General features: G+C 44.0%; 16 protein-coding genes. 12 read left to right on the forward strand and 4 right to left on the reverse strand.

What is annotated here, in order from left to right; genetic code table 11:
* Window positions 1-140: 140 nt before the first annotated feature.
* The gene (locus MHI52_RS13945; RefSeq protein ID WP_405159230.1) at window positions 141-2522 is read left to right on the forward strand and encodes a polyprenyl synthetase family protein; all 2382 of its coding nucleotides are present in this window, start codon (window positions 141-143) and stop codon (window positions 2520-2522) included.
* A gap of 268 nt (window positions 2523-2790) precedes the next feature.
* Window positions 2791-5418, forward strand: coding sequence for a PAS domain S-box protein (locus MHI52_RS13950; RefSeq protein WP_405159231.1), 2628 nt, complete (start codon window positions 2791-2793; stop codon window positions 5416-5418).
* A gap of 137 nt (window positions 5419-5555) precedes the next feature.
* On the opposite strand, the gene MHI52_RS13955 is transcribed toward MHI52_RS13950, so the two are convergent.
* Window positions 5556-7322, reverse strand: a complete 1767-nt coding sequence (locus MHI52_RS13955) for an ABC transporter substrate-binding protein (protein ID WP_405159232.1) — start codon at window positions 7320-7322, stop codon at window positions 5556-5558.
* Window positions 7323-7651: 329 nt separating this feature from the next.
* On the opposite strand from MHI52_RS13955, the gene MHI52_RS13960 reads away from it, so the two are divergent.
* The 3 genes from MHI52_RS13960 (at window position 7652) to MHI52_RS13970 (ending at window position 13000) form a co-directional block, all read left to right on the forward strand.
* Window positions 7652-8887, forward strand: coding sequence for an MFS transporter (locus MHI52_RS13960; RefSeq protein ID WP_315372927.1), 1236 nt, complete (start codon window positions 7652-7654; stop codon window positions 8885-8887).
* Window positions 8888-9488: 601 nt separating this feature from the next.
* Window positions 9489-11234, forward strand: coding sequence for an ABC transporter ATP-binding protein (locus MHI52_RS13965; protein WP_405159233.1), 1746 nt, complete (start codon window positions 9489-9491; stop codon window positions 11232-11234).
* The gene (locus MHI52_RS13970) at window positions 11231-13000 is read left to right on the forward strand and encodes an ABC transporter ATP-binding protein (protein ID WP_405159234.1); all 1770 of its coding nucleotides are present in this window, start codon (window positions 11231-11233) and stop codon (window positions 12998-13000) included. The genes MHI52_RS13965 and MHI52_RS13970 overlap by 4 nt, the downstream gene beginning before the upstream one ends.
* Before the next feature lie 116 nt (window positions 13001-13116).
* On the opposite strand, the gene cyoE is transcribed toward MHI52_RS13970, so the two are convergent.
* Entirely contained in the window at window positions 13117-14046 is a 930-nt protein-coding gene (gene cyoE, locus MHI52_RS13975) for a heme o synthase (RefSeq protein ID WP_036608378.1), read from the reverse strand.
* A 463-nt stretch (window positions 14047-14509) separates the two neighbouring features.
* Here cyoE and MHI52_RS13980 point away from each other — a divergent pair, with 463 nt between their 5' ends.
* The 5 genes from MHI52_RS13980 (at window position 14510) to MHI52_RS14000 (ending at window position 22342) form a co-directional block, all read left to right on the forward strand.
* Entirely contained in the window at window positions 14510-15430 is a 921-nt protein-coding gene (locus tag MHI52_RS13980) for an NAD(P)/FAD-dependent oxidoreductase (RefSeq protein WP_340984828.1), read from the forward strand.
* A 299-nt stretch (window positions 15431-15729) separates the two neighbouring features.
* A complete protein-coding gene (locus MHI52_RS13985; RefSeq protein WP_127545788.1) occupies window positions 15730-18984 on the forward strand; it encodes a bifunctional cytochrome P450/NADPH--P450 reductase in 3255 nt (1084 codons plus the stop codon).
* 262 nt (window positions 18985-19246) lie between these two features.
* Entirely contained in the window at window positions 19247-19834 is a 588-nt protein-coding gene (locus tag MHI52_RS13990) for a TetR/AcrR family transcriptional regulator (RefSeq protein WP_405159235.1), read from the forward strand.
* A 68-nt stretch (window positions 19835-19902) separates the two neighbouring features.
* Window positions 19903-21384: a DHA2 family efflux MFS transporter permease subunit gene (locus MHI52_RS13995; RefSeq protein ID WP_074096886.1), complete on the forward strand. Its 1482-nt coding sequence runs from the start codon at window positions 19903-19905 to the stop codon at window positions 21382-21384.
* 310 nt (window positions 21385-21694) lie between these two features.
* Entirely contained in the window at window positions 21695-22342 is a 648-nt protein-coding gene (locus MHI52_RS14000; RefSeq protein WP_405159236.1) for a hypothetical protein, read from the forward strand.
* An 85-nt stretch (window positions 22343-22427) separates the two neighbouring features.
* Here MHI52_RS14000 and MHI52_RS14005 read toward each other — a convergent pair whose 3' ends face one another.
* Window positions 22428-23405, reverse strand: coding sequence for an alpha/beta fold hydrolase (locus MHI52_RS14005; RefSeq protein ID WP_405159237.1), 978 nt, complete (start codon window positions 23403-23405; stop codon window positions 22428-22430).
* A gap of 427 nt (window positions 23406-23832) precedes the next feature.
* Here MHI52_RS14005 and MHI52_RS14010 point away from each other — a divergent pair, with 427 nt between their 5' ends.
* Window positions 23833-24810 (forward strand): MBL fold metallo-hydrolase, encoded by a 978-nt coding sequence (locus tag MHI52_RS14010; RefSeq protein ID WP_405159238.1) that lies wholly within the window; start codon window positions 23833-23835, stop codon window positions 24808-24810.
* 53 nt (window positions 24811-24863) lie between these two features.
* Here MHI52_RS14010 and MHI52_RS14015 read toward each other — a convergent pair whose 3' ends face one another.
* The gene (locus MHI52_RS14015) at window positions 24864-25445 is read right to left on the reverse strand and encodes a LysE family transporter (protein WP_405159239.1); all 582 of its coding nucleotides are present in this window, start codon (window positions 25443-25445) and stop codon (window positions 24864-24866) included.
* A 130-nt stretch (window positions 25446-25575) separates the two neighbouring features.
* Here MHI52_RS14015 and MHI52_RS14020 point away from each other — a divergent pair, with 130 nt between their 5' ends.
* Window positions 25576-26130 (forward strand): helix-turn-helix domain-containing protein, encoded by a 555-nt coding sequence (locus MHI52_RS14020; protein WP_036608360.1) that lies wholly within the window; start codon window positions 25576-25578, stop codon window positions 26128-26130.
* The last annotated feature ends 145 nt before the right edge of the window (window positions 26131-26275 follow it).

The raw sequence follows: 26275 nt of genomic DNA on the forward strand, positions 1-26275 counted from the left end.
TGGATCGCCGTATAAAGGTTATGAACATGAGCTGAAGCGTTGGATACACGATCAAATGAGTTCAGTTTTCGTCCATGGAGCACCTCATCTCCTTTCATGGATACATGTTTAACATTAATAGAATTTGAGGTATCCACCCTATGAATAACGTACTTACAGAACAGGCTGATGCAGGATATCGGCTAGCTGAGCAGAAAGCATCTCAGTATTTTACTTCTCTTAGGCAGCAACTTATGGATAATACGTATACCACAGCACTTACCCAAGATATTCATGTATGGCAAAAGAAACATATTCATCGTTTTGCCTGGCTTTCTCTTTTATCACCTAGCAAAAGAAAACCGGATCCTCGGGATGTTCATAGATATATCCACTGGCTGAATACGACAGGAAAGCTGGATGATTACCTGGATCGGAGTATCTCCTATATTTATATGCGAGATCTGGGGCAAGCCCTTGATTCTCCGGGTACGCAGGCCCGAATTCAGAACGTTGTCCAGAATACTAAAAAATACTTTATGGGCTCAGCTACTGGGCGAAAAGGACAGCCTGATTATATCAGTCTGGCTGCGTTGTACCGATGGGGACAGAAGGAGCACACTGAAACGGCTGTCATCTGGGTGATGAACAAATTAAAGAATGTAGCATCCAACATCCCGAAGGAGCTGGATGCAGAGCAGGCGCAACGGAAGCTCATCAAGATCATTCTTGGCGTGGTCCTTCATGTGGACGATGAGATGAATGAGCAGACACCACCTGAAGAACGTGCCCGGAGATTTGATGCGGCGATCCGACTTGGTTATTCGTACGGTTTGACGTATCCATTTGTGGATGATCTGCTGGATTCTCAAGCTTTGACTGTTCAAGAAAAAGAACAATATTCCCTGATGATACGCGATGCACTTCTTACCGGGGTCGTACCTGATCTGGGAGATTGGAAAGGCAGCAATCTTGAAGTAATTGAATATGTACATTCCGAGCTTCGGGAAGCATTTGAGTACATCAAGAACTACCAGCATCCAGAGAAACAGCGCACGTTTTTAGAGCAATCCTATGTGTTCTTTCAGTCTCAGGAGATCGATCGCAACAAGAAATTAGCCAATGCGAATTATAGCAATGAAGAACTGTACATTCCGATTATTATCAAATCTTCTTCTTCCCGATTAATCGTCCGGTCTGTTCTCAGTGCACCGGTGGATGAAGGATTTGATCTGCGAACATTCTATTACGGGATATATAATCAGTTGGCTGATGATTTTGCCGATATGTTTGACGATATGGAAGAAGGGGCAGTAACTCCATATACGTACTATTTGAAGTATCGAGATTTGCGTCCCGATTTGATTAATCCATATGAATTGTATTGGGCAGTCATCTCTCATCTAATCCATGATGTTTACAACTCGGATGCCAAGACCCGTGAGGTCATACTGGATCGTGCCATTAACGGGCTGAAGCGTTGTAAAGAACGGTTGGGGCAGCAAAAATATGATGAAGTGATGACGATCTTTGCCTCTGGGCAGCCTGAATTCAATCAACTGGTTCAACAGATGGTGCGAAAAGCAGATGACGTTGATTTCCTTGATAAATTGTTACGGGATCAGGTTGTGCTTCAATTGAAAAATGACAAGCAGGAGAAAGAGGAGTTCAAACAGACCATTCGAACGGTTCGCGAACAGATTAATGTGGAGTTGCAGATTGCGAAGCCCGGTGGCCTTCATGAGATGAAAGAAACACTAATCGATGCAGCCAATTACAGCTTGCAGGGAGACGGAAAAAGGCTACGTCCGATATTAACTTGGGTTATGGGCGTGCGCGAGTATGGTCTACCTGAGTCATCCATCGTTCCGCTGCTAAGATCGCTGGAGTACATGCACACCGCTTCCCTGATCTTTGATGATCTGCCAACGCAGGATAATGCTTCAACAAGACGTGGACGTTCAACGCTGCACCATGTGCACAATAGTGCCACAGCAGAGCTAACCGGTCTATTTCTTATCCAGAAGGCGATTGGAGAGCAATCCTCATTGGATCGTTTTGATGCGGCGACCGTGCTCAGACTCATCCAGTATTCGGCTGAAAAAGCAGAGGATATGTGTATGGGGCAGGCCATGGATCTGAATTCCAAAGGCAAGGCATTGACGCTGGAGCAGTTGAACATGATCTGTTTTTACAAAACAGGCATTGCCTTCGAAGCTGCCCTGGTCATGCCAGCGATACTTGCCCAAGTGAAGGAACCGGAGATGGCTACGCTGAAAAAGTTTGCTTATCATGCGGGGATCGCCTTCCAGATCAAGGACGACTTGCTGGATTTCGAGGGAAATCACCTCATTCTTGGGAAACCTGCAGGTCAGGATGAGCGGAACAACAATTCAACCTTTGTGTCTATTCTGGGTGATGAAGGCGCGAAGAAAGCGATGTGGGAGCATTATTGTCTTGCTACAGATGCATTGAACGAGATGCCGAAACCTATTCCATTTTTGAGACATTTATTGGATTATCTTATTGGTCGCGAGCGCTAATTCATTTTTCTAATGATTCCGTGTTGCCTATGACTCATAATGATATATAATGACAAAGTTCGGGATTCCATGTGGATGGATTCCGGGCCTTGTTTGGTTTAAAGACACAAATCTCTTAAAAAGATTTGTTTCAACGGTTGAAATTCTGGGTATTAAGCAGGTACTGTTGTTTTAAAACTGACTAATTCTTATAGAACATCTTATATCAGTAAAAATTTTAGATTTCGACAAAATTTACATGGAGTCTATGCCAAAAGGAGAACTTACAATGCAGGTTCAAAAGGTCGATCATCACGAATTGTTCGAGCAGATCTATAACCAAGCGCCTATTGGGATTGCACTCGTTGCTCCAACAGGGCAATGGATGAAAGTGAACCCTGCTTTTTGTTGTATGCTAGGTTATACAGGTGATGTATTAATGAATCTCACGTATCAGGATATTACACATCCGGATGATTCCTCACAAGATATGATCTGTAGTTATGAGCTATTTGAAGGTAAATCAAAAGAAAATCAATACGAAAAACGTTACATTAATAAAAATGGTGACATCTTATGGTGTTCAATACATGTTTCCTTGGTTCGAAGCGAAATTACAGATGAACCGCTTTATTCCGTTTGCCATATTGTTGATATTTCCAATCGTAAACTGTCTGAACAAAAACTCCTCCATCGTGAAGAAATGTTCAAACTTATTACGGATCATGCTCAGGAGATCATCTATATTGCCGATTCAGAGGGAGTTTGTCGGTTCTGCTCACCGTCAGTCCAACAAATATTAGGTTATTCCCCGGAAGAAGTCATTGGCCAAAACAATAATGCTTCCTTTCACCCACAAGATCTGGAACGGATCTCACAGATGGATTTGACTAAAGGTAATCTGTTGAATATTAGAGTCCGCCATAAAGACGGGCATTATCTTTGGTTTGAAACCACATACAAGGTCTTTGGTGATGCGGAGCATGAACAGCAGATTTTTACAATTGGACGAGATATATCAGAGCGAAAAAAACAAAAGGATATCAGTGCAGAGGCTGAACGTATCGCCTTGATCGGTAGTTGGGAATGGGATATGGTCTTAGACCATATTACATTTTCAGATCAGATCTTTGAGATTTTTGAACTTGAACGCACCTGCAAACCATATCGGATAAGTGATGTTTTTAATGTTATGGATGCTGAAGATATAACCTCTTTACAAAAACATATTGCAGGGGTAAAACAGGGTGAACCGCTCGATTTTGAATACAAACACATCAGCTCTGATGGGAATGAGAAGTATCTTCACTTGCGTGGATTAATTACGCTTGATGAGCATGGTCAGCCAGTTCAGCTGAACGGAACACTACAGGATATCACTGAACGCAAACGCATCGAATTTAAATTGCAGGAATCTGTCGAGCGATACACTTCGCTTAAGAAATACAATCATGACGCCATTATCTCGTTTAACATGGATGGTAATATTATGAATGCAAATCCAGTAGCGGTGAAAATGACGGGTTGTCCCGTGGCTGAAATGATCGGTACAAGCATAAGCAGATTTATCGGAGCCGGTAATCTGGGTCTGATTCTGGGCAGTAACTATGAGATGGCTGAAAAGGAGATCAACGCTGTTCGGCACACGGATGGATCTGAGACAGAAGTCTTGGCTACGCTTGCTCCAATTATTATTAATACATCGAATGTCGGGTTTTACCTGATTGCGAAGGATATTACGGAGCAGAAAAAACTGCTGGTAGCCAAAGAGACAGCGGAGAGAATGAATAAGGCCAAAAGTGAATTTTTGGCGATGATGAGTCATGAAATCCGCACACCTATGAACGGTGTAATTGGGATGACGGATTTGCTTTTGGATACTCCTGGACTTAGCGGGGAACAAAAGGAATATATCGAAATCATCCAGAAGAGTGGAGATTCCTTGCTGGCCATCATTAATGATATTCTTGATTTTTCCAAAATCGAATCAGGCAAAACCGATCTGGTAGAAGATCCTTTTGATCTCGTAGAGATCGTGACCGAGACGGTGCAAATCGTAAAACCGCTGGCTCGTGAAAAGAAGCTGGATGTTCGCATGTGCGTAGAAGATGTCATTCCAACTCCGGTGTATGGTGATGCTTATCGTCTTAAACAGGTACTTACCAATATCATCGGCAACGCGGTCAAATTCACTTCAGAAGGCGGCGTAGAAGTTAAAGTGGGAGTTAAGGAGCAGTGCGGCAATAACGTGCAGCTTTATTTTCAGGTAAAAGATTCGGGCATTGGCATTCCGGCTGAGAGGAAACAACAATTATTTGAACCTTTCTACCAACTGGAGAATTTTATGACCCGCAAACCTCAAGGTACCGGTCTTGGCCTTGCCATTAGCAAGAAACTGGTGGAACTTATGCAGGGTGAGATCTGGATCGAGGAATCGGATGATCCGGGTACAATCTTTATATTTACCGCCCAATTTAAATTAAATAACGGTGAAGAGAGTAACAGGTTGGATCAACAGCAGAAGAAGAGCAGAACATCAGCCTTGCGGATTTTAATTGCAGAAGACAATGAGGTGAATCAACTCGTCCTTAGCAGGATCGTTGAGAAAAAAGGGCACTTCGTGGATCACGTGGCGGACGGTGTTGAGGCAGTCGAGGCGGTCAAACACACTTCATATGATATTGTCTTCATGGATGTGCATATGCCAAGGCTTAATGGATTTGAAGCGACAAAAGCGATTAAAAATGCTTTGCCCCCCGAGAGTTGTCCATTCATTATTGCGGTAACTGCAAATGCCGTAAGAGGAGACATGGAAAACTGCTTGAAGGCAGGCATGGATACGTATGTCAGCAAACCGATCAAAATCGAGTCCATTATGCAAGCATTGGAAACCTATTACATCAAAAATAATCTCTAAATATTCATCTCTGATTGAACTAAAAAACGGATCGGCAACAGAGCCGCTAGCTTATCGTCAATAGGCTACCGGCTTTTTTTGCTGTTCCATGATTTGGTCCACTCCTGTATGCCGCATATACGACTAAGGACAAATCTCTAAGGATTTTTGATCCACAATTTGGAGATGTCCATATATCCGAATTCTGCGATCTGCATGCCGAAGATGCTCTGATCCAGTTCAGCCTGCTTGTTCATGTGACAGCCATGCAAGATCCAGCAGTGATCACGTAGCAAGGCTTCAGCTTCATCCAGGAGCGCAGTACGGTCTGCCCGATGAAGCTTTGCAAAATGATCCAGTTTGTCATCCAATAGAGACTGGAATGCAGGAGACATACACATATGAAAATGGTTGGACAGGTTTTTGAAAAAATGAATCATGCCGTACTGCCAATCTTCCTCCAGTATCTCTTCAGCCAGAATCAATTGTGCGTTTGTGGTTTCTTCTGAGTTGAAATAATCCACAACGGCCTGCATGCTGATGTTCATTCCGATGGACTGCGCACGACATTGAAACCACTCCGCAACGTCTGCATCTTTATTATGCTTATATGATAATGTTATCGTCTCACCTTGGTACCCACAGTTATGCAACAATTCACGAGCATGCTCAAGAGAGGCAGCGGTCCAGTCTTGGGCTGCACTTCTCCAAGGCAGAAAGCTGCTGGCAGGTGTAATCCGATTCCCGCCGAGATCTCGGACAAGTGCGACCGAATCATAGACGATACGCAGGGCTTGTCGAAATAAGGGATGATGATGGATGCCTTCCTTGTGAAAATTGAACAGCATATACTGACAACCAAGCGCCGGATAATTGATACTGTTCGTCTGATCACAGCCTGTTGCCAGACTCAATCGATCTGTACCGGGTAGCTCATAATAGCGATCATTTGGACTCAGGTCAGGCACAAACCAGAAATGCACTTGATCCAGATGTGGCCGGATGCCGTAGTACGCATCAAAAGCGGTAAGCTCCAGCACATCTTCATTCAGCTCAGAGATCTGAAAAGGACCGGTACCTACCAATGTATTGGCTACATTGTAATCGTAGGGCAGGATTGTCATCCGAATACAACTGAACAGATGCAAGAAAAACCGATTAGGACGATGTAGAACAAACTTGATACAGTAATCACCAGCTACTTCCGCACGTTCGATATCCCGATATAACCAGATGGAGGGACTATGTAGATCAATCAATCGTTGCAATGTCGCTTGAACATCCTGGGACGTCATGATACGTCCGTTGTGGAAACGTACACCTTTCCGGAGATAGAAGGTCCATAAGCGATGGTCCTCGCTACACTCCCACATGTGCGCCAGTGCTGGCAGGAATGATTCTGTCTTGGCGTCATAAGTGATCAATGTATTACAGACCTGGCTTAATAGGTAGGTTTCAAATGCAGTATAAACAAAGGCTGGGTCCAAACCACCTAACTGGCGTGACCTCATGATGCGCAGGATATCCTGACCAGAGGCAGTTTCATCGTGGCCGTGAAACCCCATCTGTTGATGAAGGGAGAGCATGAGCTGTTCTCGCAATGTATCATCCATCTGAACGGTTCCGATGAGTTCAATGGCATCTTTCATTTTGCCTTTACCCAAAAGTTCGGTAAAACTCGCTTCCAACGCTTCATTCATGCTACGCAGCATCGTTAACTCCGAATGATGTCCACGACCACGCCCAGGCTGCCAATGGATAAAGCCTTGTTCCTCCAATTTTCTGAGAATGAATTTCACATTACGAGGGGTGCAGCACAAGGCAGCGGACAGGCTATCAATCGTTACCGCTACAGGTTCATGAAGTTTGAATGAAAGTTGTTCGGCCCCGGCGAGCCTTATAAAGTGTGTGTGCAGGGTATCCATGGTCATGACTCCTCTATTAAAGGTGAAAAGTGTGATCATATGTTTACACTTTTACTTCCCCCTTTTATCCTTACAATTATACATTAGTAGAAGTTGTTCAAAAAGTCCGCTTTTGATTACGAAAGATGCCTAAAGGCATCATCAGCATCGAATATGGAATTCAGCCGAAATGTCCGTTGCTCACGTAGTTTTCCCTACGCTCCGCTACTCCATTTCTAGCTTCATCCCATCTTCTCGGTACTGAAAACCGAACTTTTTGAACACGTATTAGAAGAGGTAGTTCAAAAAGTTCACTTTTGAAGCATTTAGAAAGAATAGGAGAAGTTCGCATGAAGCAATATTTAAGGCAAATTCACCCCTTGGCATGGACGATCATTATCGGAACCATGTTTGGACGTCTTGTGACGTCAATGAGTATCCCGTTTCTATCCATCTATCTGACACGTGTGTTAGATGCTACACCGACCCAGACCGGTATTACTGTGGCGGTTAGCTCGCTGGCAGGTGTAATGGTCAGCTTTTATGGAGGTTATATTTCGGACCGGATCGGGCGCAAAATCGTGATGTTAATCTCGGTATTTAGTTGGGCAGGTGTGTTTTTTATCTTTTCAGCAGCAGAGCATCTATGGGTGTTCTTTGTTGCCAATACGTTAAACGGATTATGCCGCGCAGTATTTGAGCCCACCTCCAGAGCGCTGTTATCGGATATTACTTCTCCGGAGAACAAATTGCTGGTGTTCAACCTCAGATATGCTGCAGTTAATCTTGGTGTGGTCTTTGGGCCAATTATCGGATTTCAGCTGGGATCATCTGAATCAACGTTCCCATTTGTGATTTCCGGCTTGATATACATAGCCTATGGACTTGTATTATTTCTTCAATTCAAGCTGCAGCATGCCAATCTGCCAGAGCGTCATCAGGCAACAGCACCACGTTTGCGTGAAGCACTCATAACCACCGGTCGCGACCGGGTGTTTCTGCCAGTATTAATCGGTACCACATTTTGTGTTCTGGGTTACGGGCACTTTAGTTCTACGTTGGCACAGTACTTGGCGAGGAGCCCGATCTTTGAAAATGGAAGTCAGATGTTCTCGTACATGCTATCCCTGAATGCCGTGACGGTACTGATTATTCAGTATCCTCTTGTGAGAACCTTCCGAAACTTCCCACCGCTTGTTCCTCTGATTGTGGGTAACTTGCTGGTGGCAACCAGTCTGATGATGGTTGGAATCGCTGAAGGTGTGCTCATGATGATGATGAGTGTCATACTATTTACCATTGGGGAAGTGTTGTTGTTCACCATGATGGATATGCTCATTGACCGGATTGCGAAGCCGGAATGGAAAGGGACGTATTTCGGTACCATCGGATTCAATAATATCGGTAGTGTCATTGCTCCTGTCATGGGCGGGGTGTTATTAAGTCAATTTGGAGCGGAGAATGGTTTCGCTGTTTTTCTACCGATTGCACTGACGACTGCCCTGGGAGTACCTTTTCTTCTGATCGCACATAGACGTCTTGTTGTTAGAGAAAAACAAACAGAGCCTACATCATTAAGTATGTAGCGAGAATTGAAAAGTTTAATGGCATGAATTAAATAACAATTCAGTTAAAATTATCTTGACGGATGTTAGTCCAGCGAATACAATAAACAACAAATATGTGAAACGGGTGGGATGTTGATTATGTTTATGCCTATACAGATTTCGAATCGATAACTGAATACGCATGAGCATAGTGACATTAATCCAATTTTTTTGCAATGATCGCGTTGGGACAGTCATGTTTGTGCACCTCTGTCGTGGACGCTCATCATTATTGCGATGCAGAGGAGATACGGGAAATGCTTTGCATTTCATTCGATCTCTTTTGGCTACAAGCTGTAGATGAACATTAGTTCATCTATGGCTTTTTGGCATGCATTCCACCCAATTTGTTCACATGGAAAGGAGCGTTTGGAGCGTTATTTTATAAAAACTAACTTATTAAAAGGAGAATGTACAATGGTCAACTTACGTTCTACATATCAATTATGGGCGGGAAATCCCGATTTTAATGTCATTATGTATGACTCATCCTAGTGATCGCAAATTTGCTGTCGTTAAGATCATCAACAAATATGAATAGCCAAGAACAATTAAATAAACCGATAAAGAGGTGGGACCTGTGCCCAAAACAGAGAAAATCTCCATGTCATGGCTACTGCGTTATCTAAAACCCGTTAAAGGACGGCTGGCCTTACTTTTAATCATGTTGCTCACATCAACGGGGCTTCAGCTTTTGAATCCACAGATTATTAAACGATTTATTGATACAGCAGCAAGTGGGGGAGTCCTCACCAATCTTGTTCAGCTCGCAGGAATATTTCTGGTTGTTGCCGTGTTTAATCAACTCATCACGGTAGCGGTCAGTTATTTGGGGAACGACGTGGCCTGGCGGGCCACGAATCAACTGCGCGGAGATTTGCTGAAGCACTGCCTGCGTCTTGATATGCGTTTTCATAATGTGAAAACACCTGGAGAGATGATTGAACGTGTGGATGGTGACGTAACAAGTATCTCCAATTTTTTCGCGATGTTCATTGTGCAAGTGATCGGGAGTTTTGTACTGCTGGCCGGAATTCTCGGGTTCATGTTCAGTGTTAATGTGCCCATTGCTTTGGTCATGACCGTGTTCACATTATTATCGATCCTTTTCATGGTCTTTATCCGAAATCTAGGCGTGGACTCTTCCAAAAATGAACGTGCGGCAAGTGCCTCTCTGTTCGGATTAATTGAAGAACGCATTGCCGGGATTGAAGATGTGCAAGCAAATGGTCATGTGCCCTATGTGATGAACCGCTTTTACCGCTCGATGCGCACGGTATTCCGTAAGGGGAGAAAAGCCTGGCTGCTACGGGTTATTCCGTGGAATACCACAGTAGTTCTGTTCGCACTGGCGGTCACTGCGGTGCTTTTGCTGGGTGTGCATTATTATATGGAAGGTCTAATTAGTATCGGAACATTATTTCTGATCTACCAATATACGCAGATGCTGAATGATCCGATTGAGATGCTTGGAGATCAGGTGCAGGAGTTCCAAAAAGCAAAATCAGGCATGCTGCGCTCCAGAGAGCTGTTGTCCATGCAGAGTGAGATTGAAGAGGGCACAGAGGAGCAATTGCCGGAAGGACCTCTTGGTCTGGAATTCAGTCAGGTGAACTTCAGTTATAACCAGGATAAACCGGTATTGCAGGACATTACTTTTGCCATTAAGCCTGGTGAACGTCTAGGAATCATCGGTCGCACAGGTAGCGGTAAATCGAGTCTTAGTCGTGTTCTTCTCCGGCTGTACAATCTGGATCGGGGTACGATCCGTGTGGGTGGAACGGATATCACAAAGCTTTCATTACAAGCGCTCTATCGCAGGGTGGGAATGGTGACACAGGATGTGCAGTTGTTTGATGGCACGCTGCGTGATAACCTGACCCTGTTCAATGGAGATGTATCGGATCAGATGATCAAGGAGACGACGGATCGCCTTGGACTTAGCCAATGGATTAATTCACAACCAGAAGGACTTAATACGTATTTGGCTGCAGGCGGAGCTTCATTGTCGGCAGGGGAAGCACAGTTATTTGCCTTAACCCGCGTATTCCTGACCGAACCGAGTCTGGTTATTCTGGATGAGCCTTCATCGCGTCTAGATGCTGCGACCGAAGGTATGTTGCAATCTGCAATTGACCAGTTAATGAAACAATCCACAGGAGTGATTATTGCTCACCGACTGGCTACGCTGGAGAAAGTTGACCGGATTATGGTGCTCGGTGATGGGAAGGTACTGGAGTTTGGAGCGAGAGAAGAACTTGCCAGTAACCCTGCATCTCACTATGCCAGACTGCTGATTACAGGCAGAGAGGAGGAATTGGCATGACTGTAGCAGGATTTATAGGCCGTTTGTTTCGATTCAGGCCTTTGTTATTTGTAATCAACGGATTGTTATGGTGTATATTTCATTCCTTGCCGCTAGCCATTGGTATTGGAATGCAATGGTTTTTTGATCGCACAACAGTGGGCTCCAATGACTACATGTGGCTTGCTGTGCCGCTTATCTTTATTGCTTTGGTCCGAATGGCACGGGTGGGCACATTTTTTGTAGCCTTCTATGCATGGGTTACGTATCTGTATCATGTTCAGGCGATTTTACGAACCAACATGCTCGCAGCGATCATGCGCTGGCCTGGGCGTAATCTTCCGGCTTCACCAGGGGAGGCGATGAGTCGCTTTCGGGATGATGTCGATGAAGTCGTCGAGTATGTAGAATCATGGGTGGACTTCTGGGGACGGCTCGTATTTGCTGTTGTGTCCATCGTCATTATGGCGAACATTAATTGGCAGATCACATTGGTTGCCGTGCTGCCATTGGTGGTCGTTACCTTACTTAACAACCTGTCCGGAAATCGGGCTCGGAAGTATGCACAGGTTAATCGTGAAGCGACTGGGCGAATTACCAGTTTTATTGCGGAAACGTTTGGAGCAGTGCAAGCCCTGAAACTGGGTCAGGCCGAAGAGAATGTCTCTTCACGTTTCAACCAGTTGAATGAAGATCGTCGCCAGGCTGCACTTCGAGACAATCTGTTCAAGCAGTGGATGAGATCGATGAATCAGCATGTTCTAAGTATCTGTACCGGATTGATTCTACTGATGTGTGCAGCTGAGATGAAAGCAGGGAATTTTACCGTAGGTGATTTTGCCTTATTCACCAGTTATCTGGCCAATATCGGATTTAGCATTTCACTGTTTGGTTATATGGTGTTTCAGCATAAAAGGCTCAAGGTATCCTATGATCGTATGCGTAAGCTATTCCGCCCAGGGGAAGAAGACCAGATCATGGATTCGAGGGAAATCTATCTGTATGAAGATCCGCCGGAACTTGTAAGTGAACAGAGGGACCCTAAGGAGAAGTTGCAATCTCTTGAGGTGAATAAGCTGACTTATCAATATCCGAATTCTGAAAATGGCATAGAAGAGATCAGTTTTCGTCTGAAACGCGGACAATTTCTTGTGATTACGGGACGGATCGGATCAGGTAAATCAACGCTTGTACGAACACTTCTTGGACTGTTACCCAAACAAAAAGGGGACATTCACTGGAATGGAGCGGCTGTTGATCCAGCCACATTCCTGATGCCGCCTAGAGCCGCGTATACCCCTCAAGTGCCAAGATTGTTCAGTGATACGTTGAAAGAAAATATCGTCCAGGGCAAACAGGGTAACACCGAGCAAGCCCTTGAAAAAGCCATTCGTCTGGCTGTGATGGAGAAGGATATCAAACATCTGGATCAGGGGCTTGAGACCCCGGTTGGTCCAAGAGGGGTGATGCTGTCAGGCGGGCAGATTCAGCGCGCGGCCACAGGACGCATGTTAATGACGGAGGCGGACCTGTTTATCTTTGATGACCTGTCCAGTGCACTGGATGTGGAGACAGAACAACAAGTATGGGAAGGGTTGTTCCAAGAGCCGGATGTCACCTGCATTGCAGTTTCTCACCGCAGGGCAGCACTTTCCAAAGCAGATCACATTATCGTGATGAAAGATGGACGCATTGAAGCCGAGGGAAGTTTGGCCGAATTGCTTGCCACCAATGAAGAGATGCAGCTGCTGTGGCAAGGGGAACAAACCCCCGCCAAAGTTGGATAGCTTAAAAAATTTAGAAAAGATAATAAAAAAACAAAAAAGCCTTACAGACGACTCCTTGAAAGAGGACAGTCTGTAAGGCTTTTTATCGTTATAACGAGTGGAAAGATGGAATATTATTATCTCATCATCTGAGCAATCAAGGAATACGCAATGATGACCAGGAAGATAATAGTGATATGGTTAATGGAGAAGATAAACATCCGTTTGGACCATTTCTCTGTTTCTTTCTTGTCAAAGGTAGCCACACTGAGAATGAGCCAAGCCAAGCTAACCAGAAATGCCACAATAGCGACAAATGGACTCATCGGCCAGAATAAAAAGCTGGAGATCAGTAACAGTACCAGATACACATTTGTTTGAATGTATGTCCGTCTGATGCCTTTAACAACGGGTAGCATGGGAACACCAGCAGCTTTGTATTCGTCAAAACGACGAATCGCAATCCCGTAGAAGTGAGGCATTTGCCATAAGAGCATCGTAACGACCAATGCCCAGATCTCAAAATGACCCAGTTCCGGTGAAATGGCTGCCCAACCGATGAGTGGAGGCACAGCACCCGAAAGACTTCCCACTTCCGTGTTGTAGATCGTTGTACGTTTGGTCCACATCGTGTAAGGGAACACGTAAAGCAACAGACCCAAAATACCAAATACAGCAGCGGATGGGGAAGCGATGTACAACATGATGCCCCCGATGATGGTGATTGCAATACCGAGAATTAGACCCGACTTGGTATCTACGCGTCCCGTAACGGTAGGACGTTTCTTCGTACGTTCCATGATCGCATCAATATCACGATCATACAAGTTGTTAAACACCCCTGCAGCTCCAATAATGAGAGAAGATCCAATAAAGGAAAGGATGATTGGTACAATATTAGCTAAGATTGAAGCATCAAATACATATAAAGCCAAACTTAAACCCGCAAACATGGCGATCAGGTTGGACTTAATGATTCCGATTTTGATCGTATCGAAGAATACTTTCGGAATCGAGCTATACTCCAGGCTGATATTGGTCTGTGAACCATTGTTCAATGTTTTCAAGAACTCACTTCCTATATCTATACTTGTATATTATGTCGCTATTATACCATTCAATACACTATGTGATTTAATTAACGTTTTAGTATTTAAAATAATGTCATTTGATTGTGAACAATTTAAAAACAAGGTTGTTTTTAATTGTTAAATAATTATTTCTGTGTTACAGGAGAGAAATCAAAAATCCGAGTATAACAGTGATCCAAAGTTTGTTCTGTCATTGTAGTGTAAGTGTAAATAATCTTTTATTCAACTCACACAGGCTGGATTGAAGAACGTAGTTAAAGATATATGTTGCAAAATGGTTAGGTTTTGTTTATTGTAGATATAAGATATCTTTAATAGTATTTTTTAAAATGTGTTCTTGTAAATCTCCGATATTACTTTCTTAAGAGAAAGCGGAGGTTATTTTTAAAACTTAATTAGAGATATTAAATGTCTGGAAAGGGTGTATAGTATGAGTAATATGAATCAACTCTTGGATGTACTTATTATTGGTGGAGGACCAGCGGGGCTTAATGCAGCCCTAGTACTTGGCAGGGCCCGCAAGAACGTTGTGGTCATTGATGATGAGACACCGCGTAACTGGGTTACAAGGGAGACTCATGGGTTTGTGACAAGAGATGGGGCAAGTCCACGTGAATTCCGGAAAGCTGCCAAAGATCAGATTGCAGCGTATCCCTCAGTTCAATTTGCATCCGATACGGCAACTGCGATAACAGGTAGCGATGGTGATTTTGTAGTTAAGACTACTCAGGGGGCAAGTTATCGCACGAAAAAGATTTTGTTTGCGGTAGGCAAGAAAGACCTTCCCTTGGATATTAACGGATTAACAGAAGTTTACGGTAAAAGTGCGTTTGTGTGTCCATATTGTGATGGATGGGAGTTAAGAGACCAAGCGCTGGTCATCATCGTTAGTGGAGTTAACGCATTACATATGGCAAAAGTCATATCCGGCTGGACAGAACGTTATACGATCTGTACGAATGGATCAGATTCCTTAACCGATGAGCACCGTGAAGAGCTGAAGCAGCATCATGTTACTGTATTCGATGCACCGATTCAATCCATTAATTCTGAAGAAGGGATGGTACAGCAAGTTGTACTAAATGACGGTACAGCGATTCCTTGCACAGGAGTTTTCTTCCAACCGAAACTGTTTACCGGATCAGAACTGCCAAAGGCCATCGGTTGTGAAATTACAGAATCAGGAACGGTTATAGTTGATGCTTCAGGCAAAACATCTGTAGCGGGTGTATACAGTGCTGGTGATGCAGCATCCGAGATATATCAGGCAATCACGGCTGCGTCTCTGGGGGCATTGTCTGCGGTAAGCATTAATAATGAATTGAATTTCGAGAAGTGGGATGAGTCAAGACATCATTAGAATACATTAAAAAGCGTCATAGAATCATAACGTCATTGGTTCATACAGTAGGGGATTGCATATGCATTCCTCTATTTGTTGTTATTCAATTTAAACGTTGAACGGTTCAATTAAAAGTAATTCAGCCGGAAGAAAATTTGATATTAAATCAATTATGGTTTATTGTATTATCAAATGATACATATTACTATCATTTATATAATCTTCAAAGGAGAGATCACTTATGAATGAAAGCAGAGCAGCCATCATATGGCTAACGAATACCTTGCTCCACGGCGTAGAGATAAGAGGTGATCATCATGAGTGATGCAACTTACATTCCACAGCCCAAAATGTATGGGCCACTTGGCAATCTGCCCTTAATTGATAAAGATAAACCCACGCTGTCGCTAGGCGTTCTGGCTGAACAGCATGGACCGATATATCGACTTACCGTTCCCGGTTATTCCGGTTTAATCGTATCTGGACCAGATCTTGTCGCTGAGTTGTGCGATGTGTCCCGGTTTGACAAATATGTATACAATGAACTCGAAAATGTACGTGCCTTTGGAGGCGATGGTTTATTTACAAGCAGAACATCGGAGCCCAATTGGAAAAAGGCCCACAACATTCTGCTTCCCACCTTCAGCAAACAGGCCATGAAAGGTTATCATCCGATGATGGTTGATATTGCCGAACAGTTGATCAACAAATGGGCACGCCTCAATTCCAACGATACGATTGATGTTGCGGACGATATGACACGCCTTACGTTGGATACCATTGGACTATGTGGATTCAATTATCGATTTAACAGTTTTTACAGACAGGATCACAGTCCTTTTATTGAAAGCATGGTTCGGGCATTAAATGAAGCTATGCAAAAGAGCTCACGTTTGAAAATTCAGAATCTGCTTATGGTGAAAACCAAACGACAGTTCCAAGCGGATATTCAGACGATGTTCTCTCTGGTAGATCAGATTATAGAGGAACGTAAAGCGAGTTCAGCACCCGAAGAGGTCGACTTGCTCGCACGTATGTTGAATGGCAAAGATCCGGAGACTGGCGAAATGTTGGATGATGAGAACATCCGTTATCAGATTATTACGTTTCTCATTGCCGGACATGAAACCACGAGTGGTCTATTATCTTTTGCTCTTTACTTTCTACTGAAAAATCCGGAATCGCTTCAAAAGGCGTATGACGAGGTGGATCAGATATTGGTCAGTGACTCACCGCAGTACGAGGAAATTCTTCAGCTTCCATACATTCGCATGATTCTCAGTGAATCGTTACGTCTCTGGCCAACCGCTCCGGGATTTGACGTATATGCGAAAGAAGACACCGTCATAGGTGGCAAATACCCCTTGAAGAAAGGCGAAAGTTGCAGTATTCTCCTGCCCCAGCTACACCGTGACAGAGAGGCATGGGGAGAGGATGCAGAGCTTTTCCGTCCAGAGCGATTTGAAGATACGGCGAAAGTGCCTCATCATGCGTATAAACCTTTTGGTAATGGGGAGAGAGCGTGTATCGGGATGCAGTTTGCTTTATATGAAGCAACACTTGTGCTTGGCATGGTCCTTAAACATTTTGAACTGATCGATTATAGCAACTATGAGTTGGATGTTAAACAGACGCTGACATTGAAGCCGGGAGACTTCCGGATTCAGGTGAAAGCCCGCGTGGCTTCGCAAACAAGGAATAAGTCGACGGTATCTGCGAAAGAGAAACCTGCTCCTGTTGTTCATAAAAATGTAGCAAGTGATAGCCAGACGAGAGAAATGTTGTCCGTTGAAGCAGACGGTAACCCATCGCTCCTGGTGTTATATGGTTCCAATCTGGGAACGGCAGAAGGCATTGCCCGAGAGCTTGCGGAGAAAGGCCATTCTTATGGAATCCCAAGTGAAGCAGCCCCTCTGAATGAGTGGGTTGGCCGCATTCCCCGCCAAGGTGTCGTTCTCATCGTCACTGCTTCGTATAACGGAAAACCTCCGCAAAATGCTACGGCATTTGTAGAATGGTTAAAGGGAGCAGAGTCAGAGGAAGCAAGGGATGTAAATTATACCGTTCTGGGCTGTGGAGATCGGAGTTGGTCCGGGACGTACCAGAGCATTCCTCGATTAATAGATGAGAGGCTTGAAGAATTGGGAGGTAAAAGACTGTTATCCCGTGGAGAAGCCGATGCTGGAGGTGATATGGAGAAACAAGTCGAGGCGTGGCAGCAGATGTTGTGGCCACAGGTGTTGAGTGTCTTGGGGATTAGCGAGGAAGCAATCAAATCCTCCAAGCCAAGCGCCAGCAGACTTCAAATGGAGTTTGTCCGCGAGAAAACGGATAGGCCACTTGCACGAACTTATGATGCCAGCTATGCCACGGTTGTAGTTAATAAAGAGCTTCAGGCGCTGGGAAGTGGAAGAAGCACACGTCACATCGAAGTGTTATTGCCTGAAGGCATGAGTTATAGAGAAGGTGACCATCTCGGCGTGTTGCCTAGTAATCAGAAGCAGAATGTGGATCGGATACTCAGTCGGTTCGGACTACGTGGGGATACTCCGATCCAATTAACTTCGGACGTCAGCCATCTTACACACCTACCACTGAACAGACCCGTCAAGATTCATGAGTTGCTCGCTTATTGTGTGGAATTGCAGACACCAGTCTCCAGAACACAGTTGCAGGAGTTAGCTAATCATACGGTATGTCCACCTCATAAGCGTGAACTGGAAGGTATGTTGGACGAAAACAGCTACAGGGATGATATTCTTGCCAATCGTATCACCATGTTGGACCTGCTAGAAAAGTATGAGGCGTGTGAGCTGCCATTCGAAAGGTTCCTTGAACTATTGCCTCCGCTTAAGCCCAGATATTATTCAATATCCAGCTCGCCAAGCCTGAATTTCGAGCAAGCGAGTATAACCGTATCGGTAGTAAGAGAACCTGCATGGAGTGGTAAGGGCGAATATCTGGGAGTTGCTTCATCGTACCTTGCCGGTTGTCCATCCGGAGAACGTATTCTGATGTTTGTACGTACGCCGGAATCCGAATTTTGTTTGCCGAAAGAGGCTGACGTACCCATGATCATGGTGGGACCGGGGACGGGTGTTGCGCCGTTCAGAGGTTTCCTTCAGGCGAGAGCGGTCATGAAACAGAGAGGTTTGCCACTGAGTGATGCGCATTTGTTCTTTGGGTGCAGGAATGATTCAGATTTCATATATCGTCAAGAGCTTGAACAATACGAGCGAGAAGGGATCGTTAAACTACACACTGCTTTTTCTCGTGCGGATGGCAAGCCCAAAACGTATGTACAGCATCTGATGAAGGAGAATTCCGAACAGTTGATTCACATGCTGATGAGCAAAGGAAAACTCTACGTATGTGGGGATGGAAGCCAGATGGCCCCTGCGGTAGAAGAGACTTTGCAACAAGCGTATCAGAAGGTGCAGGGAGCAACGGTGCAGCAAGCGAAGGACTGGCTCATTCAGCTTCAGGCCGAAGGACGCTACGTGCAAGACGTGTGGGCAGGTAATAAACGAACAGGTGAAACTCCTAAAACTGTGCATGAGGAGGTACATTAAGACGGAGATGACTCCAATATCTACTAATATACAGTCCTTAATATACTCAAGCTAACAAACAGCCGCTTAATCTGGAGCTTTGTCTCCAAATTAGCGGCTGTTATCATGATCTGACCATGAGCCGTCGCTCGGTTCATTTTCTCACTCCTGAACTGTTAGCGTTTACATTAAAATTTGAAATAAAAATGATTGACAGTCCTTATCTGAACGAGTTTAATTATATAGACCGATTGTTATAATTATTTGAAGGAAGTGGCTTTCGTTGAGTGAAAAGTCTAATGCTAGAGAGTCTATTGTCAGCACAGCAGCGAGACTGTTTTTTTCACAAGGATATCATGCGACCGGTCTGAATCAGATCATCAAAGAGAGTAGTACGCCGAAAGGGTCGTTGTATCATTATTTCCCGCAAGGCAAGGAAGAGCTCGCGCACGAGTGTATTCAAAAAGCCAATGAACATATCTTGCAGACATTTGAGAAAACATTTGCAGCCCACGACAATACGGGGGATGCCATTCAGAGATTTATTCATGATTTGGCTCATGAAACAGAAGCAGCCGGGTTTACCGGATTTCTGCCATTCAGCTTCTGGGCAGCTGTGGAGACATCGTGTATTAGTCAGCAGTTGCGTATTGCATGTCAGGGTGTATTTGCAGATTGGCAGGATGTCATTAAGAAACATATGATTCTGGATGGCGTTGGTGAAGAGAAGGCGCGGGAGACGGCACTTCTGATCATTTCTTTGATGGAGGGAGCACTGATTATCAGCCTGACGAATCAGGATAAACAGCCTCTGCTGACGGCTGCTGAGTATTTGTCGGTTGTGACGAAGAACGCCAAACAGATTCAATAATTTATACCAAGAGACAGAGAAAAAGAAAGTTCGATACGTTTGAGGAGGATGGGATCGTGGAGGTTTCCATGAAGGCTGGTTCTGCACAGAATCAACAAGAAACAAAGCAATACAAGGTATTTCCGATTTTGTTCGCAATGCTGCTGAGCGGCTTTATTGGTCTGTTTGGAGAAACGGCATTAAACGTGGCATTGACGCCACTTATGGCTCTACTGGAAGTAGGTCCTACAACGATTCAATGGTTAACTACAGGTTACTTGCTTGTGTTGGGAATCCTGGTACCGGTATCCGGTATGCTGTTGCAGTGGTTTACCACAAGACAGCTGTTTACAACATCTTTGATTTTCTCGATTGCAGGAACATTTGTTGCTGCACTTGCACCTAGCTTCGAAATTCTGTTGGTGGCACGAGTACTGCAGGCGATAGGTACAGCGCTATTGTTGCCACTGATGTTTAACACCATATTGGTTATTTTCCCGATTGAAAAACGTGGAGCGGCCATGGGATTGATCGGTTTGGTTATCATGTTTGCACCAGCAAGTGGTCCGAGTATCTCCGGTCTGATTCTGGCTAATCTGAGCTGGCATTGGATCTTCTGGATCTCCTTGCCGTTCTTCATTATCTCACTGGTATGCGGCTTGTTGTTCTTGCCAAATATTTCGAAATTGACCAAGCCCAAAATTGACGTACTGTCCATTATCCTTTCTACCCTTGGTTTTGGTGGTATCGTATACGGATTCAGTAGTGCAGGGGGACATGGAGAAACTGGCGGAGGCTGGACGAGTCCGGTCGTTGTTGCCACTCTCGTTATTGGTGTGTTGTCCTTGCTGTTATTCAGTATCCGTCAGTTGAGAATGAAACAGCCAATGATGGATTTGCGAGCGTTCAAATATCCGATGTTTACGATTGGCTTGATCCTGATATTCATCTGTATGATGATGATGCTGTCATCCATGCTGATCCTGCCAATGTATCTGCAACAAGGTATGGCCGTTACAGCGTTAACTGCCGGACTGGTTCTATTGCCGGGTAGTCTGCTGAATGGTTTACTGTCTCCGGTCATGGGCCGACTGTTTGACAAGTTTGGTCCGAAGTGGCTTGTGATTATTGGTCTGGCTGTCGTAACGGTTGTACTCTTCATGTACACTGGAATTACACCTACAACAACACTGGCCAAAATTATTACGCTGCATGTGTTCATGATGGTCGGAATCTCGATGATTATGATGCCTGCACAGACGAATGGTCTGAACCAATTGCCACGTGAGTATTATCCTCACGGTACTGCCATCATGAATACGTTGCAACAGGTATCCGGAGCGATCGGTACGGCTGTTGCGGTAAGTATACTGAGCGCAGGACAATCCCGCTTTTTGAGCGGAGTGGCGAACCCGGAAAGTCCAGAAAATCAACTGGCAGGTTTCACGTCAGGTGTACAGAATGCGTTTGTATTCGCATTAGTTCTGTCGATTATCGGTCTGATTACTTCACTCTTCGTGAAACGGGTCAAAGTAGGATCAACGCCAGGACAACAAGGTCCTATGCATTAATCCATTAACTAACAATAATAATTAGATATTGTATAAGAGCGATGTATCCTTAACTTTAGGGACGCATCGCTTTTTTGCGTATTTATTCTATCTTTTTTGGTGTTGACGTGAAACGGGTTACAGCCTTTAGAGTAAAAATGTAGCCGGAATACAGCGGTTTAAAGAATGAATTTCAGAGCAAATACTTCATGTTCCGGCAAAATTGTATATGTTCATACTAATATAAAAGGGTAATATAGAATGTAATAGTACAACTTTTAACCAATTCGAAAACGGTTTATATTTTATTTTTAATCAAGGAGACTTCATTATGATCATCATCAATCCCATTGGTAATAACATTGAACAGATGCTGTTGCACTACGAAAAAAACGGCCATCTCACTCTACAGGCATCGCTTATTAGTAATAGCTCGGTTGTATATAGATTGCAAGACTATTGTCTCAAGGTATATGCTTCACGGGCAAGATTGGATGGGGAGATGGAAAGTGAGGCACTTAGGGCATTGCAGAGTAATTCTTATGCACCTAAATTGTATGCGTATTCACCAGGGGAGTACACCCTGACAGAGTGGATTGAAGCATTCAAACTGAAAGAGTACCGTGTAACCTATGGACACATTCCTCCCAACTTGATATACGATATGTTTACGACGGAACTTCAGCAGATTCATGCTGGATATTGGGACTGGGATGTCATCCGTTATGAGAATCTGCTCTGGACCAAGACAGGTGATGTGAAAAGAACGAACTTTTGGTTGTGTGAGCCTGTAAACTCCAGACGTGAGAACTTATATAACCAGGTCATTCGAAGAATTGATAACATCTACAATGGCGATTGTACCGAAATGGAGGCGATGAAACAGTACTTTTATCGTCACCAGTTGACTTCATTAGAGATCGAACAAGCTTTCAGCGATTTCAGGTCCCAACGGCCAAGACTAGCGATAGCACAATAAATCATAAAAGAAACCCCAAAGATATTAGAGAATCTTTGGGGTTTCTTTTATGATATAACATAGCCTTACTTTAGCAGGGTGTACGTTACTTCTTCACCAGGGCCAATATCTCATCCGCAACGATATCAGGGCGATATTGATGGATGTAATGATCGGTATCTTTAATAGTTACCTGTTTAGATTCATCTGACCAAGATTTGAATTCTACTTGGGATTTATCCCATTCGGGTTCACTTGCACCAAGGTAATCAGCCGTCAGTATGGTGAGTGGAAACGGTAAGGTTTGTTTGTGATCTACAACCACTTTGGCATTGGCAGCTATTTCACGTAATTCATCCAACGTGTTCACATTACCATAGTTGTGCAACAGCGCAGTTGTATCCAATTTTTTCAGATCATCGGGTACAAGTTTCAGTTCATTACGATTGGCATTAGAAGTTTCGACAACCATGTCAGATTGCATGGAGAGGCGGAATAGTCCGGTTTGGATACGGAATTTATTCGCAAAACCACCAATTGTGTCTGCCAAAGAGTCATCGTCATTCGAATAATATTCGGGGCTTCCGCCATCAATCATGACGATACCCTTGACGAGATCAGGGTATTTTTGTGCGAAACGGATGGTTTCCAGCGAGCCGAGCGAATGTCCAACTAATACATAAGGTGGCTTCTGTCCAGATACCTGCAACAACTCGTGTAATTCTTCAGCTACGGTATCGACATCACGTTTTTTATCGGTCTGATCGCTATATCCATAGCCAAATCGGTCATATACAGCGAATTTTGTGTTGGGAGCAAGCTTTTCATATAATGGATAATAATCTACATAGGGATTAGCGGTCCCCCAGCCAGAGGCGAGTACGACTGTTACATCGCCTTCTCCACCAGTATATAGATGCATATTGTCTCCATGGACTTCGTACAGCTTACCAGGGGGGACGAGTGTTTTGGCATCCTGCCTTAAACCCACTTGTTGGTAGATCACGCCAGTACCCAGAAGCAACAGAATTACCGCGAGGTCAAATATCAAAAACTTAACTAATCTTTTGCGCCATTTCTTCATGTTCTCTCACATACTCTCCATGTATTTTCTCTATCATATATGCCCAATCTTATAGGAGAGAAAACAGAGTCTTAATTCTATCTTAATTGAATTTATTTCCGATCATGGGGAATGGGCGTGTTCTAGTGAAAATTGTATATCAACGGCCAATGAATTAATATATAGCTACGATATAAGTTGAACTAAAGAATATTTACACTGCTCACTCCGATGACAGAATAACCTTCCGATCGCTGTTATCCCCAGATTTTTTTGATTCACTTTTATAAAGGTGAAAATCTGGTGATAAAGGCGAACGCTCCGCTTCTTCAGGTAATTTCTGTCCTCTACGTTCTAGTGTTAATGTGTAGTTCAACTGATATAGTTGAATATATCTTAATCAAAAGTTGAACCATAGATTGATTATATAGAACAGAAGGTATGCACAATGACAAAATACGAAAACCAGATTCCGACATCTGCCGGAATGAACTTCAAGTCCCTGATCAGTATATTGAGAGATTCCATGCGTGGAAATGTAGAGCGGAGGCCAGTGGGCGTAATGCCTATGGAGATATGTGAACCTGCTGAAACCTTTAGTGCATCCGATAATCCACAGGTTACATGGTTCGGACATTCGGCTTTTTTGCTTGGAATTGAAGGGCACAGGTTACTCTTTGATCCGATGCTGGGTAATCGTCCATCTCCCGTATCCTGGGTGGGTACCAAACGATACAGCACCAATCTACCGATTCAACCGGAGGATTTCCCAACGCTGGATGCAATCATTATATCGCATGACCATTATGATCATCTGGATTATGACTCCATTCGCAGATTGAAGGATAAAACAAAGCGATTTATCGTACCGCTTGGGGTACGTCGGCGACTGATTCAACTGGGTGTGCCTTCGGAACAGATTACCGAGCATAACTGGTGGGATGAGTTATCGTTCAAAGGTCTAACATTGGCTTGCACGCCAGCGCGCCATTTCTCGGGCAGAGGATTATTCGACCGAAATTCTACCTTATGGTGTTCCTGGGTTATCGCTGGACAACATACAAAGGTGTTCTTTAGTGGTGACAGCGGATACGGTCCTCATTTCAAAGAAATTGGCAGTAAATACGGTCCATTTGACCTCACCTTGATGGAATGTGGGCAATATGACGAGCGGTGGTCCAACATTCACATGATGCCGGAAGAGACGGTGCAAGCGCATTTGGATGTAGGGGGTAAGTTGCTTATCCCGATTCATTGGGCCGCATTTACGCTGGCCTATCATGCCTGGAATGAACCGGTTGAACGAATCACGAAGGCTGCACATGCTTTGAACGTAAAGATTGCAACTCCCAAAATCGGCGAGAAGGTTGTGCTTCATACGGAGGATTATCCTACACATCCATGGTGGAGACCGGAATTAGGATAAAAAAATAAAAGCGTTCAGCTCATTGAATGAGTGGACGCTTTTTCTATTGCATTTTACATCAGTATTGATAGTGCACTGTAAATTAACAACATACCCATGACGATATTAACAGGACGCTCGTATCTTAATAAAAAGCTCTGGAATAACATGCCCCCAAACGCCCAGGTCATATTGGCACTAATACCGATGAAGGTGAGCAGCAAGGAATATACAATTAATTGTACATGGGACTGCCCAAGAGGCAGAACAAAAACGGATATGGCAGTAAGCCCATACAGAATGACTTTGGGATTGATGAATTGCAGGGTGAACCCAAATAGAAATGAATAATGATTAACCTTGTTTTCTTGCGAATCTGCAGGTTTACTTCGCATGATTTTGAGAGCCAGATAGAGCATATACACACACCCTAACACGTTCAATAAGGGTGCGATCTTGGGAATATATTGATGAAGAATAAGGTTGAAATAACTGGACAGAAACATAATAAGCAGGCAGCCGGTTGCAACTCCACTAATAAAAGGAAGGGTCTTGAGGAACCCCTGATTTCTGGCATGCGTCATGGAAATGATGTTGTTGGGTCCGGGTGTAAATGAAGCAATGATGGCATAGGTCACTAAAGGTATAATGTTCATGGTTCCTCCACGTTTTCTTAGTTGTGTGATATAATGAACTCAAATGTACGTTATAGCGTACGATCTTTATTATTGTACAACATGTACGTTATATAGCACAACAAAATTATGAAATGAGGAGGATGGATTTTTGAAAAACATTAATAGTATTCTTGCTCAGAACCTGAAACAGCTTAGGGAACAAAGAAAACTCAGTCTGGACAAGGTCGCCGAAATGTCTGGTATTAGCAAGACCATGCTTGGTCAGATTGAACGTGGTGAATCCAATCCATCCATTGCAACCGTATGGAAGATTGCTAATGGCCTGAAAACTTCCTTTACTGCTTTGATTCACGAGCCGAAGTCAGATACAACCGTTGTAACGGGGGATGATATTCAAGTATTGATGGAGGATGAGGGAAGGGTTCGGATTTATCCGCATTTTCCTTTTGAAGAAGGACGCCGCTTTGAAATATATATGATGGAGATGGACCCCAAGTCTGAGTTGAAAGCTGAACCGCATATCGAAGGTACGGAAGAGTTTATTACGGTCTTTGAAGGTGAAGTTACGATTAGAGTAGGGGCGGAAGATTATACGGTGAGTTCAGGGGAGTCGATCCGTTTTGGAGCGGACAAGCCTCACGCCTACGTTAACTCCGGTGCTAAGACGAACAAATTCAACATGGTCATTCATTATTCGAAGTGAGATGCAAAGATCCATCTGTGAATGTAACGAACGATGAACGAATAAATGCATACATGAAAGGAATGACAATAAAGCAGCCTGATGTAATGAACTGCAACTCCCTCGTTAGTCGTGTCGTGTCTCACAAAGGGTTCAGTTCAAAACA

Origin of the sequence: Paenibacillus sp. FSL H8-0283 (assembly GCF_045040675.1) — a bacterium.
GTDB classification, from domain to species: Bacteria; Bacillota; Bacilli; order Paenibacillales; family Paenibacillaceae; genus Paenibacillus; species Paenibacillus amylolyticus.